This window comes from Pseudomonas sp. NPDC089743 (genome assembly GCF_044748785.1).
Taxonomy (GTDB): Bacteria; Pseudomonadota; Gammaproteobacteria; order Pseudomonadales; family Pseudomonadaceae; genus Aquipseudomonas; species Aquipseudomonas putida_X.
Genome location: NZ_JBIVGS010000001.1, coordinates 254,980 through 271,090, shown reverse-complemented (window position 1 = coordinate 271,090; position 16,111 = coordinate 254,980). Strand labels below are relative to the sequence as shown.

The following is a 16,111-nucleotide window of genomic DNA, read 5'->3' as shown; positions in this document are numbered from 1 at the left end:
AGATAGTGATTTTTGGCTTTAGCGTTCTGTTTTGTGAACGATGATTGTGGGCCCTGGGCCGGCTCGCAAATACCACCTTCGCCCGCATTGCGGGGTTCCAGGCGCCATCATCGAAGGCGAGCCACGCTGGAGGCTGGACGGCACTCCCACAGCCGTCGATGGCGCGCGGGTGAAATGCGCCTGTAAGGTTCACTCGCCCCCATTGCCGGCCACCTCAACCTGCTCTATTACTACACACAGCCCTCCCCTCACACCCGAGACCACCATGCTGGCTTTCATCCAGTCGTCCCCTTTGTTGCTCGGTTGTGCCCTGATCCTGCTCGACCTCGTGCTTTGGCAACTGATCCCTGTTCAGCGCAGGGCATGGCGTATCGGTGCACGGCTGGCGATTTTCCTGCTGTTCAGCTGGGTGCTGCTGACTGCCGGGATGAGCCCGTTGCAACCGCCGCCCTGGGTCGACGACGTGTCGCGCAACCTGATGGCCACGGTGCTGGCGATCGGCTGGTGGCTGTTCGGCGCACGCACGGTGACGGTGGTGTTCGGCCTGCTGCTGGGGGCGCGCGGCAGCCATGGCGGGCGGTTGCTGCAGGATGTGCTGGGGGCGCTGATCTTCCTGGCGGCGGTGGTCGCCGCTGCAGGCTATGTGATGCAGCTGCCGGTAAAGGGCTTGCTGGCCACCTCCGGGGTGATGGCCATCGTCATTGGCCTGGCGTTGCAAAGCACCTTGGCCGACGTGTTCAGCGGGATCGTGCTGAATACCACGCGGCCTTATCAGATCGGCGATGCGATCTCGATCGACGGCACTGAAGGCAAGGTGCTGGACATCGACTGGCGGGCCACCCGCCTACTCACCGGCTCCGGCAGCCTGGCGGTGATCCCCAACTCGGTGGCGGCCAAGGCCAAGTTGCTCAACCACAGCCGCCCGGCCGATGTGCATGGGGTGTCGATCAGTGTGGTGGTACCCGCCAAGGTAAGGCCGAAGCGGGTCTTCGATGCGCTGGAAAAGGCCTTGCAAGGCACCCGCGCGATACTCGCATCACCCAAGCCGAAAGTGACGGTGAAGGCCTCGACGCTGGAATCGGTGGAGTACGAAGCCAGCGGCTTCGTCGCTGACATGGGCGGCAAGACCGAGGCGCGCAACCAGCTGTTCGACCTTGCACATCGGCACCTGGAGGCCAGTGGCGTGATGTGGAACATCGACCTGGCCATGCCGCCGCGCAGCCGTCAGCGTGAAGTGCTGGACGAGGTACGGGTGTTCCGTTCGTTGACTGACGAGGAGCGCGATGCCTTGAGCCAGCGCATGACTGCCGTCGAGTACCTGGCAGACCAAGTGATTCTGGGCGTGGGCGAGCATTCCGATCACTTGCTGGTGATCGGTAGCGGCGTGGTTTCGGCGGCGATTCGCAATGGCGACACGTTAGTGGAAGCCGGGCGCATGGGGCCGGGGGAAGTGCTGGGGATCGAGGGCCTCATCGACGAGGATGACTCGTTTGCCGAATTCCGTACCTTGACCAGCTGCGTGCTGTATCGCATCGAGAAGGAGCAGGTGCGCAGCTGCCTGGTACAGCGCGGCGAGGTGCAGACGGCGTTGACCAAGTTGCAGCGGTTCCGGCGCCAGAGCCGGGAGTCATTGCTGCTGCAAAAGCCGACAGCGATCAAGAAAGGTGGCTTTCTCAGCTGGTTGCACAGGTAATGCTGACGCATTCACCGGCCCTATCGCCGGCAAGCGGCGCCCAAAATGAGTCTGTGCCACCTGCGCCATCCGCAGCGCCGCAGAACCCTGCGGGAGCCGGCTTACCGGCGATAGGGCCGGTACAAACACCTACAGCACTACCCGCAAACACTGCCCCGCGTGGTACAGCGAGAACCCGGACTCGTAAAACGCGGTGCGCAACGATGGCGCACTCACCCCGGTCATCGGCGAGAACGGGATCGGCAGGCTGTCCGCCTCACCCTTGAGCAGAAACTCGGCGAACGCCCGGCCAATCACCGTGCCGGTGGTATTGCCGCGCCCGTTGTAGCCCGTCACCGCAACCAACCCCGGCGCCGGCTCGAACAGGCGCATCAGGTGGTCAGGGGTGAAGTCGATGCAGCCGGTCCAGTGCATCTCCCACTCGACCTTGCCCAGCTCAGGGTAGTAATGGCTCTGGATGCGGTCAGCCCAACTGCGCACGAACCATGCAGGCTTGTTATCCACCCGTCCAAGGCTGCCAAGCAGCAGGCGGCCCTGGTCGTCGCGGCGGATGCTGCTGAGCACCGTGCGGGTGTCCCACGAGCCTTGGCCATGTGGCAGAACCTTGTCGGCAGCAGCACCCTGCAGCGGCTTGGAAGCGACCTGGTAGTAGTAGCCACGGAAGAACTGCTTCTGCAGGTTGCTCCAATCACCCTCGGTGTAGGCCCCGGTCGAGATCACCACCTTCTCGGCGCGCACCGAGCCGCGGGCAGTCTTGACCCGCCAGGCATCGTCTTCGCGCTCCAGGCCTTCCACGGCCGATTGCTGGAACAACTTGCCGCCCAGGCGCGCAACCGCCGCGGCCAGGCCTTGGGTGTACCCCATGGGGTTGATGGTGCCGGCGCGGCGGTCGAGCAGCGCGGCGGAAATCTTGTCGGTGCCGCAGTACTCCTGGCACTGGGCGCCGGTCAGCAGCTGCACATCGGCGCCGCGTCGGCGCCATTGCTCATGGCGCGCTTCGAGGTCGGCGAGGCCGGTGGCGTTGTGCGCCATGTGCAGGGTGCCTTTGTGCTGCGCCTGGCAATCGATGCCAAGGCGTTCGATCATGGCGAACACTTCGCCTGGCGCCTCGCCGAGCACCTTGTTCAAGCGGCTGCCCTGCTTCCGGCCCAACGTTGCCTCGACATCGTCAGGGCGGATCCAGGTGCCAGCGTTGACCAGGCCTACGTTACGTCCGGAGCCGCCGTGGCCGATCTTCCAGGCCTCCAGCAGGATCACCGACTTGCCCTGTTCGAGCAGGTGGATGGCCGCCGACAGGCCGGTGATGCCGCCGCCGATGACGCAGACGTCGGCCTTGTGTTCACCGGCCAGGGCCTGAGCGGCGACGGTAGGTTGGCTGACGTGTTCCCACAAGCATTGTTGACGCAGTTCGGACATGGCCGGCTCCAGCACTATTGTTCTTGTTGGGGCCGCTGTGCGGCCCATCGCTGGCAAGCCGGCTTCCACAAGGATCGCATCGCCCGCACGATCACTGGGAGCCGGCTTGCCGGCGAACCGGGGGCAAAGCCCCCGGCCATGCAGCATCAGTCGAACACGATACCCTGCGCCAGCGGCAGCTCACGCGAGTAGTTCACGGTGTTGGTCTGGCGACGCATGTAGCCTTTCCAGGCATCGGAACCCGACTCGCGACCGCCGCCGGTTTCCTTCTCGCCACCGAAGGCGCCGCCAATTTCGGCGCCGCTGGTGCCGATGTTGACGTTGGCGATACCGCAGTCGCTGCCCGAGGCGCTCTGGAAGCGCTCGGCCTCACGGATGTCGGTGGTGAAGATGCACGACGACAGGCCTTGCGGTACTTCGTTGTTCAGGCGCAGGGCCTCTTCGAACTCATCGTAGGCCAGTACGTAGAGGATCGGTGCGAAGGTTTCGTGGCGCACCACGTCGCTCTGCGCGGGCATCTCGGCGATAGCTGGCGACACGTAGTAGGCGTTCGGGAACTGGTCGGCCAGCTGGCGCTCGCCACCGAATACCTGGCCACCCTCGTCGCGGGCCTTGGCCAGCGCGCCCTGCATGGCGTCGAACGACAATTTGTCGATCAGTGGGCCCACCAGGTTGTCCTTGCGCGGGTCGCCGATACGCACCTTGGCGTAGGCGGCTTTCACACGGGCAACCACTTCGTCCTTGATAGAGCGGTGCACGATCAGGCGGCGCAGGGTGGTGCAGCGCTGGCCGGCGGTGCCCACAGCGGAGAACAGAATGCCACGCACGGCCAGATCCAGATCGGCGCTCGGCGCCAGGATCATGGCGTTGTTACCGCCCAGTTCCAGGATGCTGCGGCCGAAACGGGCAGCAACGCGCGGGCCGACTTCACGGCCCATACGGGTGCTGCCGGTGGCGCTGACCAGCGGCACGCGTGGGTCATCGACCAAGGCTTCGCCCGCTTCGCGGCCACCGATGACCAGTTGTGCCAGGCCAGCCGGGGCATCGCCAAAGGCTTTAAGGGCTTTTTCGAACAGTGCCTGGCAGGCCAGTGCGGTCAGCGGGGTCTTCTCCGAAGGCTTCCACACCACCGCGTTACCGGCCACCAGGGCCAGCGCGGTGTTCCAGGCCCACACGGCCACCGGGAAGTTGAAGGCGCTGATCACGCCGACCACGCCCAGCGGGTGCCAGCTCTCACGCATGTGGTGGCCAGGGCGCTCGGATGCGATGGTCAGGCCGTACAGCTGACGCGACAGGCCAACGGCGAAATCGCAGATGTCGATCATTTCCTGGACTTCACCCAGGCCTTCCTGAGTGATCTTGCCGGCTTCGATCGACACCAGTTCGCCCAGGTCGGCCTTGTGTTCACGCAGCACCTCACCGAACAGGCGCACCAGTTCGCCACGGCGCGGGGCCGGCACGCTGCGCCAGGCTTGGAAGACACTCTGCGCCTGGTCGATGCGGGCGGTGGTCTCGGCCTTGCCAAGCAGTTTCACCGAGGCGATCTGGCTACCGTTGATCGGGGTGTGAACAGGGTAGTCGCCCTGGGTGTAAGCCGTGGCGGCAACGCCAAGGCGCTCGAGCAATCCAGCAACCATTGTGCTTCTCCTACATCGGGTGATGGGGTGGAAAAATGATGTGGATCAGTATTAATCCGATCACACCAGTGCAACAAACGACCTTTATTCCGCATATCATTCCGTCAGGTAATGATTTGAGCTGCCGAGACCGCTATGTCCAAACGCCTGGTGCCTTCCATGACCGCCCTGCAGTGCTTCGAAGCTGCAGCCCGCCACTTGAGCTTTACCCGTGCCGCCGAAGAGCTGCACCTGACCCAGAGCGCGGTCAGCAAGCAGGTCGCACAGCTCGAAGAGATGCTGCGCCACCACCTGTTCCTGCGTATCCGCCGGCGCCTGCAACTAACCCCCGCTGGCAGCCTGTACCTGGCCGAGGTCAACAAGATCCTCACCCAGGTGGACATGTCCAGCCGCTACGTGCTGACCTATGGCGAGCAGACCGAGATATTGAAGGTAGCCACTCAACCGAGTTTTGGCGTGCGTTGGTTGATCCCCCACCTCAAAGGCTTCGGCAAGCGCCACAGCAACATCCATCTGGACATCCGTAACGAGATGGAGCCCTTCGCCTTGCTGCAGGGCTCGGCGGATGTGGTGTTTTTCTATGGCCAAGGCACCTGGCCGGGGGCGACCTGCATCGAATTGTTCCGCGAGCAAGTAGTGCCGGTGTGCGCCCCGGAGCTGCTGGCCGGGCGTGAACTGGGGGATGCGGCCGAGCTGGCGGAGCTGGTGCTGCTGCAAAGCACGTCGCGGCCCGAAGCCTGGCACGAGTGGTTCCTGGAGCTGGGGCTGCACAGCGTCAGCGCCTACCACGGGCCACGGTTCGATACTTTCTACATGGCGCTGAGTGCGGCCCAGGCGGGCTGTGGGGTAGCGCTGGTACCGCGCTACCTGGTGGCCAAGGAATTGAGCGAAGGTAGCCTGGTGATTGCTTGGAACCATGCGATGAACAGTACCGGGGCGCATTACCTGGCCTATGCCGAGCATGCGGCAGAGGTGCCGAAGGTGCGGGCGTTGGCGCAATGGGTTCTGGAGCAGTTGCAGGCTTGAGAATCGCCGTTGCGGCGAAAGGCCTCGAAGGTCGATCAAAAAAGGAATGACACAGCCACTTTTTTTCGCTTGTGGCCATAGTGCATTCCCAGCTTTCATGTAAGCGTCCGAACCCAACCAGGAAGCTAGCGATGCCCGCCCACGATTTCGTCAGCCCCGACAGCATCCGCGCGCAGTTCTCTGCCGCCATGTCGCTCATGTACAAACAGGAAGTGCCGCTGTACGGCACGCTGCTGGCGCTGGTGAGCGAAATCAACCAGCAGGTCATGGCCCAGCAGCCTGAGGTGGCCCAGGCGCTGCGCTGGACCGGCGAGGTGGAGCGCCTGGACCAGGAGCGCCACGGCGCCATCCGGGTCGGCACAGCACAAGAGCTGGCCACCATCGCCCGGTTGTTCGCGGTGATGGGCATGCAGCCGGTTGGGTACTACGACCTCAGCAGCGCAGGCGTGCCCGTGCACTCCACCGCGTTTCGCGCCGTGCACGAACAGGCACTGCACATCAGCCCGTTCCGCGTCTTCACCTCGCTGCTGCGCCTGGAACTGATCGACGATCCCGCACTGCGTGAGTTGGCACAGAGCCTCCTGGCCAAACGCAAGATCTTCACCGCCCGCGCCCTTGAGCTGATCACCCAGTGCGAGCGCGATGGCGGCCTGAACGCGAACGACGCCGAGGCGTTCGTGCAGGAGGCCCTGCACACCTTCCGCTGGCACCAGGAGGCTACGGTTACCGCCGAGCAGTACCAGCAGTTACACGATCAGCACCGCCTGATCGCTGACGTGGTGGCGTTCAAGGGCCCGCACATCAATCACCTGACCCCGCGCACCCTGGACATCGATGCGATCCAGTTGGGCATGCCGGCCAAAGGTATTCCGCCCAAAGCCGTTGTCGAAGGCCCGCCCACTCGCCGCCACCCGATCCTGCTGCGCCAGACCAGCTTCAAGGCTCTGCAGGAGAAGGTTGCGTTCAGGGACCAGCACGGTAGCGAAGGCAGCCACACCGCACGTTTCGGCGAGATCGAGCAGCGCGGCGCGGCACTCACCCCCAAAGGCCGGCAGCTGTATGACACGCTGCTCGACGCTACCCGTGCAGCCTTGGGCGGCGCACCGGCAGAGGCCAACGCCGAGCGCTACATGGCACTGCTGAAAGAGCACTTTGCCGCGTTTCCGGATGACCTGGCACAGATGCGTGAGCAAGGGCTGGCGTACTTCCGCTATTTCGCGACCGAGAAGGGCATGGCCGCACGCGAGCAGGCTGAGCGCCCGACCACTCTGCAGGGCTTGATCGAGGCCGGCCATGTGCACTTCGAGGCGCTGGTCTACGAAGACTTCCTGCCAGTGAGCGCGGCGGGGATCTTCCAGTCCAACCTGGGTGACGATGCCCAGGCCGAGTATGGCAGCAACGCCAACCGCGAGGCCTTCGAAGCGGCATTGGGGCTGCAGGTACTGGATGAGCTGGCGTTGTACGCGCAGACTGAGCAGCGCTCGGTGCAGGCTTGTGCGCAGGCATTGAACCTGGAGTTGGTGTAAGCCTCAGGGTTGCTGGGGGCGCTGTGCGCCCTTTGGCGACACAAGGCCGCGCCTACGAAGATTCGCAGGCGCGGCCCCGGTTTACTCAACGAAACCGGTCGACTTCCTGGCGCAACTGCGCCGCCAGCCCTTCGAGCTCCTTGGCGGTAAAGGCCAGCTCATTGGCCACGTCACGCTGTTCGCTGTTGGCTTGGGCAATGCTCTGCAGGTTGCGGCTTAGCACCGTTGCGGTGCTGCTTTGCTCCTGGGTGGCAGTGCTGATCACCGTGAACTGCTCACCCGCGACGCGGCTTTGCTCGTCAATACGCGCCAGCGCTTCAGCCACCTTGTCGTTGCGTGTCAGGCCTTCCTGCATCAGCTGGTTGCCCTGCTCCAGGGTGCTGATGGCATGGCCGGTCTGCTGCTGGATACTGGCGATCATCCCGGAGATCTCATCCGTCGCTTGACGCGTACGCGCCGCCAGGCCACGAACCTCGTCAGCCACCACGGCAAATCCACGGCCCTGCTCGCCCGCCCGCGCCGCTTCGATGGCCGCGTTGAGCGCCAACAGGTTGGTCTGTTCGGCAATGGCGGTAATCACCCCGACAATGCCACCGATTTCCTGGGAGCGTGCACCCAGTGTGTCCATCACCGTTGCAGTGCCACCCAGGGCCTCGGCGATCTGGCGCAACGAACTCGACGCTTCATCCATCGCGCTACGGCCGATGCGGGTCTGCTGGGCATTGTCACGGGCCATGCGCTCGGTGCCCGCCATGTTGTCAGCGATGTTCATCGAGGTAGCGCTGAACTCCTCTACCGCACCGGCCATGCTGGTGATTTCGCCGGACTGCTGGTCCATGCCTTCGCAGGCACCGGCCGACAGGCCAGACAGCGAGCGGGCACGGCTGCTGACTTGCTCGGAAGCCCCGCGAATGTGTTCGACCATGGTCGCCAACGCTTCGCCCATCTTGTTGAAGCTGCGTGCCAGTTGGCCGATCTCGTCATGGCTGGTCACGGCCAGGCGGGCGCTCAAGTCGCCTGCACCCAGCGCCTCGGCTTGGCGCACCAGGTCATCCAGCGGGCGCAACTTGCGGCGCAACAGCCACAGCGTGGCGGCCACTGCCAGCAGCATTGCCAGCAAACTGCCGATGGCCAGGCGCAAGCCAACGCTCCAGGTCACCGCACGGATCTCCTGCAGGGGCATGCTGGCGACTACCGTCCAAGGGCCTTCGGCAAAGGGTGCAGAGGCGCTGTACAGAGGCTGGTCGGCATTGGCTGGGGGGACCAGCCACTTGCCTTGCTCGTCGCGCAAGGCCAGCGAGCCGGTATCGCCAATCCGGAAGCGCTTGAGGTTGGCGAACTGCGCGTTTTGCGCGTCGGTATAGTCAAAGCCAACGAACAGCACCGCGATCACCCGCCCATTGCCATCGGTCACTGGCACATAACGGGTCATGTAGTTGCGCTCGAACAGCAGGGCACGGCCGACATAAGTCTGCCCTGCCATCAGTTTTGCGTAGGCCGGGTGCTGGCGGTCGAGCTGGGTGCCGATGGCCCGGCTGCCATCCTGTTTCTTCAGGTTGGTGCTGATGCGTACGAAGTCGTCGCCACTGCGCACGAACAGGGTCGCTACACCTGCGGTCAGCTGCTGAAATTCATCGACCTGGTGGAAGTCGTTGTTGAGCAGTTGATCACCCAGGTACAGCGCCGGTGTGGGCTGGCCGGCCACCTGCACGGTTTCGCCGGCATGCAGCGACAGCCCCGAAGCGAAGCGGCGCTCGAACAGGCCGCTCAGGCGCTGGGTGTTGTCCTTGAGCGAACCATGGAAAGTGTCGAGCTGATCGGCCAACAGCCGCGCTTCACTGGCCAGGTGTTCCTGGCGAGTGGTCAGGTTGGCGTCGTCCAGGGAACGCAGGGCGAACAAGGTACTGCCGGTAATCACCAGCGCCAGCACGATGGCGAGAGCGATACCAAGCTGCGAGGCGATTCGGGCACGCGGTTGAGACATGGGGAGCTCCTGGCAGGCGGCCCGGATCATCCTGATCACCCCGACCACCTGCTGTTATCAACGGAGAATCGCGCCCTCTTCCGGGACGCTGGTGCAACTAGATCGGCGTCGCTGGCAAATACTTGAGTGTCGGGCCGGGATATTCGCAAACGTTTTCTACAGCTGTACCGGCGCTAATCACTGGCAAGCTGGCCCCCATCGGCTGGACTGCCGGCGATGGAGCCGGCGTAGGCAATCAGACGGCCGGCAGTATTTGCACAGCCGGCAGGCTCACCGCCGCGGCCTCTTCCTGCAGAAATACGCTCAACCGCCGCAACCGCTCCCCACCCGGCCGGGTTCTCGGCCAGACCAGGTAGTAATCCATGCCGCTGGGCACCGCCGTCGGCCATGGCAGGCTCAAACGACCCTGCGCAACATCCTCGGCGACCATCAGCAGGTCACCCATGGATATCCCGTAGCCACGGGCCGCCGCAATCATCCCCAGCTCCAAGGTGTCGAACACCTGCCCACCCTTGAGTGAAACGCTGTCTGCCAGCCCCATGCGCTCCAGCCATTCTCGCCAGTCACGCTTGTCGGGGGTCGGGTGCAACAGCTCGATGCCGGCCAGCCTGCGCTCGTCCAAAGGGCCTTCCTTGAGCAGGTCGGGTGCGCCCACCGGGATCAGTAGCTCGGAAAACAGCCGGCGTACCTCCCAGTCCGGCGGAAAAGCGCCGTCACTGAGCAATACCGCGCAGTCGAAGGGTTCCTGGTTGAAGTCCACGTGGTCGACATCCATCCAGGCGCTGGTCAACTGCACTTCATTGCCCGGCTGCAAGTGCCGGAACTGGCTCAGGCGCGCCAGCAGCCAGCGCATGGTCAGCGTCGACGGCGCCTTCATGCGCAGTATGTCGTCCTCACCGCGCAAGGTGTCGCACGCGCGCTCCAGCGCGGCAAAGCCCTCACGCACGCCGGGCAGCAGCACCCGGGCGGCCTCGGTCAATTGCAGGCTGCGCCCGCTGCGGATGAACAGGCGACAGGCAAAGTGCTCCTCCAAGGTACGGATGTGGCGGCTGACCGCACTTTGGGTGATCGACAGCTCCTGACCGGCACGGGTGAACGAGCTGAGCCGGGCGGCGGCTTCGAATGCGCGCAGCGCATACAGCGCAGGCAGCTGACGGGACATAGGGCACCTGCTTACGGGGGCAGAAAGGGGATGCATGGAATCATATATGCATGAGTTCAACTCATGCCAATCATCGTTTTTATCCTTTTGTGCAAAGTTGACCGAAGCCTCAGAATCGTCCCTCGCTCACAGAGTCAGAAGGACCACCCCATGCACGTCGCGCCCACTAAAGAACTCAAGGCTTTGCTGCGCCTGGCCGGGCCGCTGGTTGCCTCGCAGTTGGCGCACATGCTGATGGTGTTGACCGACACCCTGATGATGGCCCGCATCAGCCCCCAGGCCTTGGCCGGCGGTGGGCTGGGGGCTGCGAGCTATTCGTTCGTGTCGATCTTCTGCCTGGGGGTGATCGCTGCAGTCGGCACGCTGGTGGCGATCCGCAAGGGCGCCAATGACATCGAAGGCGCCACCCGGCTGGCGCAAAACGGTTTGTGGCTGGCCTGGGGGCTGGCGCTGGTGGCCGCGCTGGCGTTGTGGAACCTCAAGCCGGTGTTGCTGCTGTTCGGCCAACAGCCTGAAAACGTCGCCTCGGCCACCGAATTCCTCACCCTCTTGCCACTGGCGCTGCCGGGCTACCTGACCTTCATGGCCCTGCGTGGCTTCACCAGCGCCCTGGGCCGCTCGACCCCGGTGATGGTCATCAGCCTGATCGGTACGGTGCTCAACTACCTGTTCAACGTCGCGCTGATCGAAGGCATGTTCGGCCTGCCCAAGCTTGGGCTGATGGGCATCGGCCTGGTCACCGCCGTGGTGTCGATGGGCATGGCCATCGCGCTGGCCTTGTACATCCGCTGGCACCCGGCCTATGCCGCCTACCCGCTGCGCAAGGGCCTGTCGCGCCCTTCGCTGCCGGCCTTGCGCGAGCTGTGGCGCCTGGGCTTGCCGATCGGGGGCACCTACATGGTGGAGGTCGGCCTGTTCGCTTTTGCCGCCCTGTGCATGGGTGTACTTGGCAGCACCGAGCTTGCGGCCCACCAGATTGCCCTGCAGATCGTTTCTACCGCATTCATGGTGCCGACCGGGCTTTCGTATGCGGTGACCATGCGCGTAGGGCTGTATTACGGTGCCGGCAACCTGCCGGCGGCGCGCAGTGCCGGGCGGGTAGGCATCAGCTTTGGCGCGCTGATCATGTTCGCCTTCGCGGCACTGTTCTGGCTGCGCCCGGAGATGCTGGTGAGCCTGTTCATCGATGGCAATGATCCAGCGTTTGCGCCGATCTACCAGCTGGCAGTGAGCTTGCTGATGGTGGCGGCCTGGTTCGAGCTGTTCGATGGCGTGCAGACCATCGCCATGGGTTCGATCCGCGGGTTGAAGGATGCAAAGACCACCTTCCTGATCGGCCTTTGCTGCTACTGGCTGGTCGGAGCGCCAAGTGCGTGGTTGCTGACCTTCAACCTGGGTGGCGGTGCAGTCGGTGTGTGGTGGGGGCTGGCATTGGGGCTGGCGTGTGCTTCGGTGGCGCTGACCCTGGCCTTTGAGTGGCGGATGAAGCGGATGCTGGGCAAGGCGGGAGCGGGTGCACAGGCTGCTGTTTCGGCCTGACTGCTGGGCCACATCGCCGGCAGGCCGGCTCCCAACGGTAAAGCGCAGACCTGAAGAACCAGGCAGTCGCGGGAGCTGGCTTGCCAGCGATATGGCGCTAGAGCACTTGCGTCAGCTTGCGTTCACACGCCTGCCGCAGGTACGCCACCAGCTCATCCACCGGCAGTGGCTTGCTGACCAGAAACCCCTGCACCTGGTCACAGCCGAACTCGCGTAGCAAGGCCATCTGCTCAGGGCTTTCAACGCCCTCGGCCACCACCTCGAGGTTGAGGTTGTGCGCCAGGTTGATCATCGCGTGCACCAGCTTGCGGTTTTCCTCGCGCATCTCCATTTCGGCGACAAAGCTGCGATCGACCTTGAGCAAGGTGATCGGCAGGCTGTTCAGGTGCACGAAGGAGGAGAAGCCGGTGCCGAAATCGTCGAGCGAGAAGCGTACGCCAAGGCGCCCCAGAGCATCCATGGTCTGGCGGACCAGCTCATTGCGGCGCATCACCGCCGTTTCGGTCAGTTCGAACTCCAGCCAGCGGGCGTCGACGCCATGTTCGATGATCAGCCGGCTCAGGGTCGCCAGCAGCTGGCTGTCCTGGAACTGGCGAAAGCTCAGGTTGACCGCCATGTGCAGGGGGGCCAGGCCGCTCTCGCGCAAGGCCTGCATGTCACGCAGGGCACGGGAGATAACCCAGTAGCCCAACGGCACGATCAACCCGCTCTGCTCGGCCAGCGGCACGAACTCGCTCGGCGGCAACAGGCCGCGCTCGGCATGACGCCAGCGCACCAGCGCCTCAAGGCCGACGATGCTGCCATCGCCCAGGTTCAGCCGTGGCTGGTAGTGCAGCTCCAGCTCATCACGACGCAGGGCCCTGCGCAGTTCGCCTTCCAGGTCGGCGAGGCTGCGGGCGTTGCGGTTGATTCGCTCATTGAACACATGGAAGGTACAGCCCTGGCTGCTTTTGGCCTGGCGCATGGCGATGTGCGCATGCCACATCAATGGGTCGGCGCCACTTTGCGCGCGGGCGTGGGCAAGGCCCAGGCTGCAGCCAAGCAACAGGCTTTCGCCGTCGATCCAGTAAGGCTCGGCCAGGGCTTCGACGATGCTTTCGGCGATGCGCTCGGCGCGGCCGTTGTCGCGGCGGGTGTCGATCAGCAGGGCAAATTCATCACTGCCCAGGCGCGCCAGCTGGTCGCCGGCCGCCAGTTGCTGCTTCAGGCGTGACACCACCTGCAGGATCAGCCGGTCGCCACCCTGGTGGCCGAGGGCATCGTTGACATGACGAAAGTTGTCCAGGTCCAGGTGCCCGAGGGCTACTCCGCGCCCGTCGTTCTCAGCCAGCCGGGCGGTCAGCAGGGCCTGGAAACCCTGGCGGTTGGCGATGCCCGTCAGCGGGTCCTGCTCAGCCAGGCGCTGTAAGGTGGCCACCAGCACGCCACGTTCGCGTACGTGGCGCAAGGAACGGCGAAGCGCATCGGTATTCAACTGGCTGCGCACCAGCCAGTCGCTGACGCCTGTGGGTGGGGTCAGCGGCTCCTCGTCCAGCAACAGGATGGTCGGCAGTTCGCAACGCCCCGGCGCAGGTTGCAGGGCCTGGGTGGCCAGGATCACGGCCTGGCGGTCTTGGCTGAACAGGCTGTCCACTGCAGCCCAGTTGGGCGCAGTCAGCAGTACCGCTGTGCCGTTCAGCGGCAGCAGGCATTCGCGCAACAAGGCGGCCCATTCCGGCTCATCAGCCAACAACAGCAAACGCAAAGGTTCGACAGGCGTGGACAAGCGGGCTCCTTAAAGCGAGGACGGTGGCAAAAGGGTGGCCGGGTATGCTACTGGATAAATGAAAATGATTTTCACTTTTAGACGTATCCTTGCCCACAGTGCGTCCCGACGCATTTTGACGTGCATCCTGCTCGAAAGCGGTTAAACCAGCAAATACGATTTTTTCCATGAATAGCATGAGCCTGACTAATGCTATACGCGACACAAAGTCTGACTCAGACGTCAGACGGTCGCGCCACAATGGCCCCATGCCTGTTAGAATGCGCGGCTATTTTCTGGCGACCCCCGGTTTCTAGCATGTCCCGACTCAATCCCAGGCAACAGGAAGCCCGTGACTACGTCGGCGGCCCTCTTTTGGTGCTCGCCGGTGCAGGCTCCGGCAAGACCAGCGTGATCACGCGCAAGATTGCCCACCTGATCCAGAACTGCGGCATCCGTGCCCAGTACATCGTCGCAATGACCTTCACCAACAAAGCTGCGCGCGAGATGAAGGAGCGGGTCGCCACCCTGCTGCGCCCGGGGGAAGGCCGAGGCCTGACGGTATGTACCTTCCACAACCTGGGCCTGAACATCATCCGCAAGGAGCACGACAAGCTGGGCTACAAGCCGGGCTTTTCGATCTTCGACGAGTCCGATATCAAGGCGCTGCTGTCGGACATCATGCAGAAGGAGTATTCCGGCGACGACGGCATCGACGAGATCAAGAACATGATCGGTGCCTGGAAGAACGACCTGATCCTGCCCGCCGAAGCCCTGGAAAAAGCGCGAAACCCGCGCGAGCAGACCGCCGCCATCGTCTACACCCATTACCAGCGCACGCTCAAGGCGTTCAACGCGGTGGACTTCGACGACCTGATCCTGCAGCCGGTCAAGCTGTTCCAGGAGCACCCCGAAGTGCTGGAGCGCTGGCAGAACCGCGTGCGCTACCTGCTGGTGGACGAATACCAGGACACCAACGCCAGCCAGTATCTGCTGGTGAAGATGCTCATCGGCATGCGCAACCAGTTCACCGTGGTGGGTGACGATGACCAGTCGATCTACGCCTGGCGTGGTGCGCGCCCCGAGAACCTGATGCTGCTCAAGGAGGACTACCCTTCCCTGAAAATCGTCATGCTCGAACAGAACTATCGCTCCACCAGCCGCATCCTGCGCTGCGCCAACGTGCTGATCGCCAACAACCCGCATGCGTTCGAGAAGCAGCTGTGGAGCGAGATGGGCGTGGGCGACGAGATCCGTGTGATCCGCTGCAAGAATGAGGACGCCGAGGCCGAGCGTGTGGCCATGGAAATCCTCACCCTGCACCTGCGCACCAACCGCCCTTACAGTGACTTCGCCATCCTCTACCGCGGTAACTACCAGGCCAAGCTGATCGAGCTGAAACTGCAGCACCATCAGGTGCCGTATCGCCTGTCGGGCGGCAACAGCTTCTTCGGCCGCCAGGAAGTCAAGGACCTGATGGCCTACCTGCGCTTGCTGGTGAACCCGGATGACGACAACGCCTACCTGCGGGTGATCAACGTACCGCGCCGCGAGATCGGCTCGACCACCCTGGAAAAGCTCGGCAACTACGCGACCGAACGGGGCGTGTCGATGTATGCCGCCAGCGAAGAACTGGGCTTGGGCGAGCATCTGGACGCGCGTTATACCGAGCGTCTGCAGCGTTTCAAGCATTGGCTCGACGGCGTGCGCCACAAAGTCGCCCTGGAAGACCCGATCGCCGCGCTGCACGAGATGATCCGCGACATCGACTATGAAAACTGGATTCGCCAGCAAACGGCCAGCGACAAAGCCGCCGAGTTCCGCATCAGCAACGTCTGGTTCCTGGTAGAAGCACTGAAGAACACCCTCGAGAAGGACGAAGAGGGTGACATGACCATCGAGGACGCCATCGGCAAACTGGTGCTGCGCGACATGCTCGAGCGCCAGCAGGAAGAGGAAGAAAACGCCGAGGGGGTGCAGATGATGACCCTGCACGCGTCCAAAGGCCTGGAATTCCCGTACGTGTTCATCATGGGCATGGAGGAGGAAATCCTCCCCCACCGCTCGAGCATCGAAGCCGACACCATCGAAGAGGAACGCCGCCTGGCCTACGTGGGCATTACCCGCGCCCGCCAGACCCTGGCCTTCACCTTCGCTGCCAAACGCAAGCAGTATGGCGAAATCATCGACTGCACGCCCAGCCGGTTTCTCGACGAACTGCCGCCGGACGACCTGGCCTGGGAAGGCCTGGACGATGCGCCAGTGGAAGTCAAAGCCGCGCGTGGCAACAACGCACTGGCCGATATCCGGGCAATGCTCAAACGCTGATCAACCATTACTCTTTAACTCTGCCGCTCTTTGCGGCCACCTTTGCTACATCGGAG

General features: G+C 63.7%; 10 protein-coding genes and 1 pseudogene. 5 read left to right on the top strand and 6 right to left on the bottom strand.

The genetic code is table 11. The annotated features are described in order from the left end of the window. Positions 1-265 precede the first annotated feature (265 nt). Positions 266-1,693, top strand: coding sequence for a mechanosensitive ion channel domain-containing protein (locus ACIPZC_RS01310; protein ID WP_400624299.1), 1,428 nt, complete (start codon positions 266-268; stop codon positions 1,691-1,693). A gap of 129 nt (positions 1,694-1,822) precedes the next feature. On the opposite strand, the gene ACIPZC_RS01305 is transcribed toward ACIPZC_RS01310, so the two are convergent. Then, a complete protein-coding gene (locus ACIPZC_RS01305) occupies positions 1,823-3,109 on the bottom strand; it encodes an NAD(P)/FAD-dependent oxidoreductase (RefSeq protein ID WP_400624296.1) in 1,287 nt (428 codons plus the stop codon). Positions 3,110-3,255: 146 nt separating this feature from the next. After that, positions 3,256-4,746: an aldehyde dehydrogenase family protein gene (locus ACIPZC_RS01300; protein WP_400624293.1), complete on the bottom strand. Its 1,491-nt coding sequence runs from the start codon at positions 4,744-4,746 to the stop codon at positions 3,256-3,258. 135 nt (positions 4,747-4,881) lie between these two features. Between ACIPZC_RS01300 and ACIPZC_RS01295 the strand changes: the two genes are divergently transcribed. Together ACIPZC_RS01295 and ACIPZC_RS01290 are read left to right on the top strand one after the other, a co-directional pair. Then, positions 4,882-5,772, top strand: a complete 891-nt coding sequence (locus ACIPZC_RS01295) for a LysR family transcriptional regulator (RefSeq protein WP_241804958.1) — start codon at positions 4,882-4,884, stop codon at positions 5,770-5,772. A gap of 131 nt (positions 5,773-5,903) precedes the next feature. After that, positions 5,904-7,298, top strand: a complete 1,395-nt coding sequence (locus ACIPZC_RS01290; RefSeq protein ID WP_400624290.1) for a VOC family protein — start codon at positions 5,904-5,906, stop codon at positions 7,296-7,298. An 85-nt stretch (positions 7,299-7,383) separates the two neighbouring features. On the opposite strand, the gene ACIPZC_RS01285 is transcribed toward ACIPZC_RS01290, so the two are convergent. The 3 genes and pseudogenes from ACIPZC_RS01285 to ACIPZC_RS01275 form a co-directional block, all read right to left on the bottom strand. Further along, on the bottom strand, positions 7,384-8,106 hold the full coding sequence (locus tag ACIPZC_RS01285; RefSeq protein ID WP_400624815.1) for a methyl-accepting chemotaxis protein: 723 nt from the start codon (positions 8,104-8,106) through the stop codon (positions 7,384-7,386). 135 nt (positions 8,107-8,241) lie between these two features. Then, a pseudogene (locus ACIPZC_RS01280) lies at positions 8,242-9,282 on the bottom strand (Cache 3/Cache 2 fusion domain-containing protein); the annotation flags it as partial. 235 nt (positions 9,283-9,517) lie between these two features. Then, positions 9,518-10,444 (bottom strand): LysR substrate-binding domain-containing protein, encoded by a 927-nt coding sequence (locus ACIPZC_RS01275; RefSeq protein ID WP_267820081.1) that lies wholly within the window; start codon positions 10,442-10,444, stop codon positions 9,518-9,520. A gap of 150 nt (positions 10,445-10,594) precedes the next feature. Between ACIPZC_RS01275 and ACIPZC_RS01270 the strand changes: the two genes are divergently transcribed. After that, complete coding sequence (locus tag ACIPZC_RS01270; protein WP_241804954.1) at positions 10,595-11,983, top strand: NorM family multidrug efflux MATE transporter; 1,389 nt, start codon at positions 10,595-10,597, stop codon at positions 11,981-11,983. A gap of 97 nt (positions 11,984-12,080) precedes the next feature. Here the strand turns inward: ACIPZC_RS01270 and ACIPZC_RS01265 are convergent, their stop codons facing one another. Continuing rightward, positions 12,081-13,748, bottom strand: a complete 1,668-nt coding sequence (locus ACIPZC_RS01265; protein WP_400624286.1) for a putative bifunctional diguanylate cyclase/phosphodiesterase — start codon at positions 13,746-13,748, stop codon at positions 12,081-12,083. Positions 13,749-14,045: 297 nt separating this feature from the next. Here ACIPZC_RS01265 and rep point away from each other — a divergent pair, with 297 nt between their 5' ends. Next, positions 14,046-16,055, top strand: a complete 2,010-nt coding sequence (gene rep, locus ACIPZC_RS01260; protein WP_241804952.1) for a DNA helicase Rep — start codon at positions 14,046-14,048, stop codon at positions 16,053-16,055. The last annotated feature ends 56 nt before the right edge of the window (positions 16,056-16,111 follow it).

What these genes read in the sequence shown, in the direction of transcription:
- ACIPZC_RS01300 (WP_400624293.1), bottom strand. Translation starts at nt 4,746, where the DNA reads ATGGTTGCTGGATTGCTCGAGCGCCTTGGCGTTGCCGCCACGGCTTAC.
- rep (WP_241804952.1), top strand. Translation starts at nt 14,046, where the DNA reads ATGTCCCGACTCAATCCCAGGCAACAGGAAGCCCGTGACTACGTCGGC.
- ACIPZC_RS01295 (WP_241804958.1), top strand. Translation starts at nt 4,882, where the DNA reads ATGTCCAAACGCCTGGTGCCTTCCATGACCGCCCTGCAGTGCTTCGAA.
- ACIPZC_RS01270 (WP_241804954.1), top strand. Translation starts at nt 10,595, where the DNA reads ATGCACGTCGCGCCCACTAAAGAACTCAAGGCTTTGCTGCGCCTGGCC.
- ACIPZC_RS01290 (WP_400624290.1), top strand. Translation starts at nt 5,904, where the DNA reads ATGCCCGCCCACGATTTCGTCAGCCCCGACAGCATCCGCGCGCAGTTC.
- ACIPZC_RS01275 (WP_267820081.1), bottom strand. Translation starts at nt 10,444, where the DNA reads ATGTCCCGTCAGCTGCCTGCGCTGTATGCGCTGCGCGCATTCGAAGCC.
- ACIPZC_RS01305 (WP_400624296.1), bottom strand. Translation starts at nt 3,109, where the DNA reads ATGTCCGAACTGCGTCAACAATGCTTGTGGGAACACGTCAGCCAACCT.
- ACIPZC_RS01285 (WP_400624815.1), bottom strand. Translation starts at nt 8,106, where the DNA reads ATGGCCGGTGCGGTAGAGGAGTTCAGCGCTACCTCGATGAACATCGCT.
- ACIPZC_RS01310 (WP_400624299.1), top strand. Translation starts at nt 266, where the DNA reads ATGCTGGCTTTCATCCAGTCGTCCCCTTTGTTGCTCGGTTGTGCCCTG.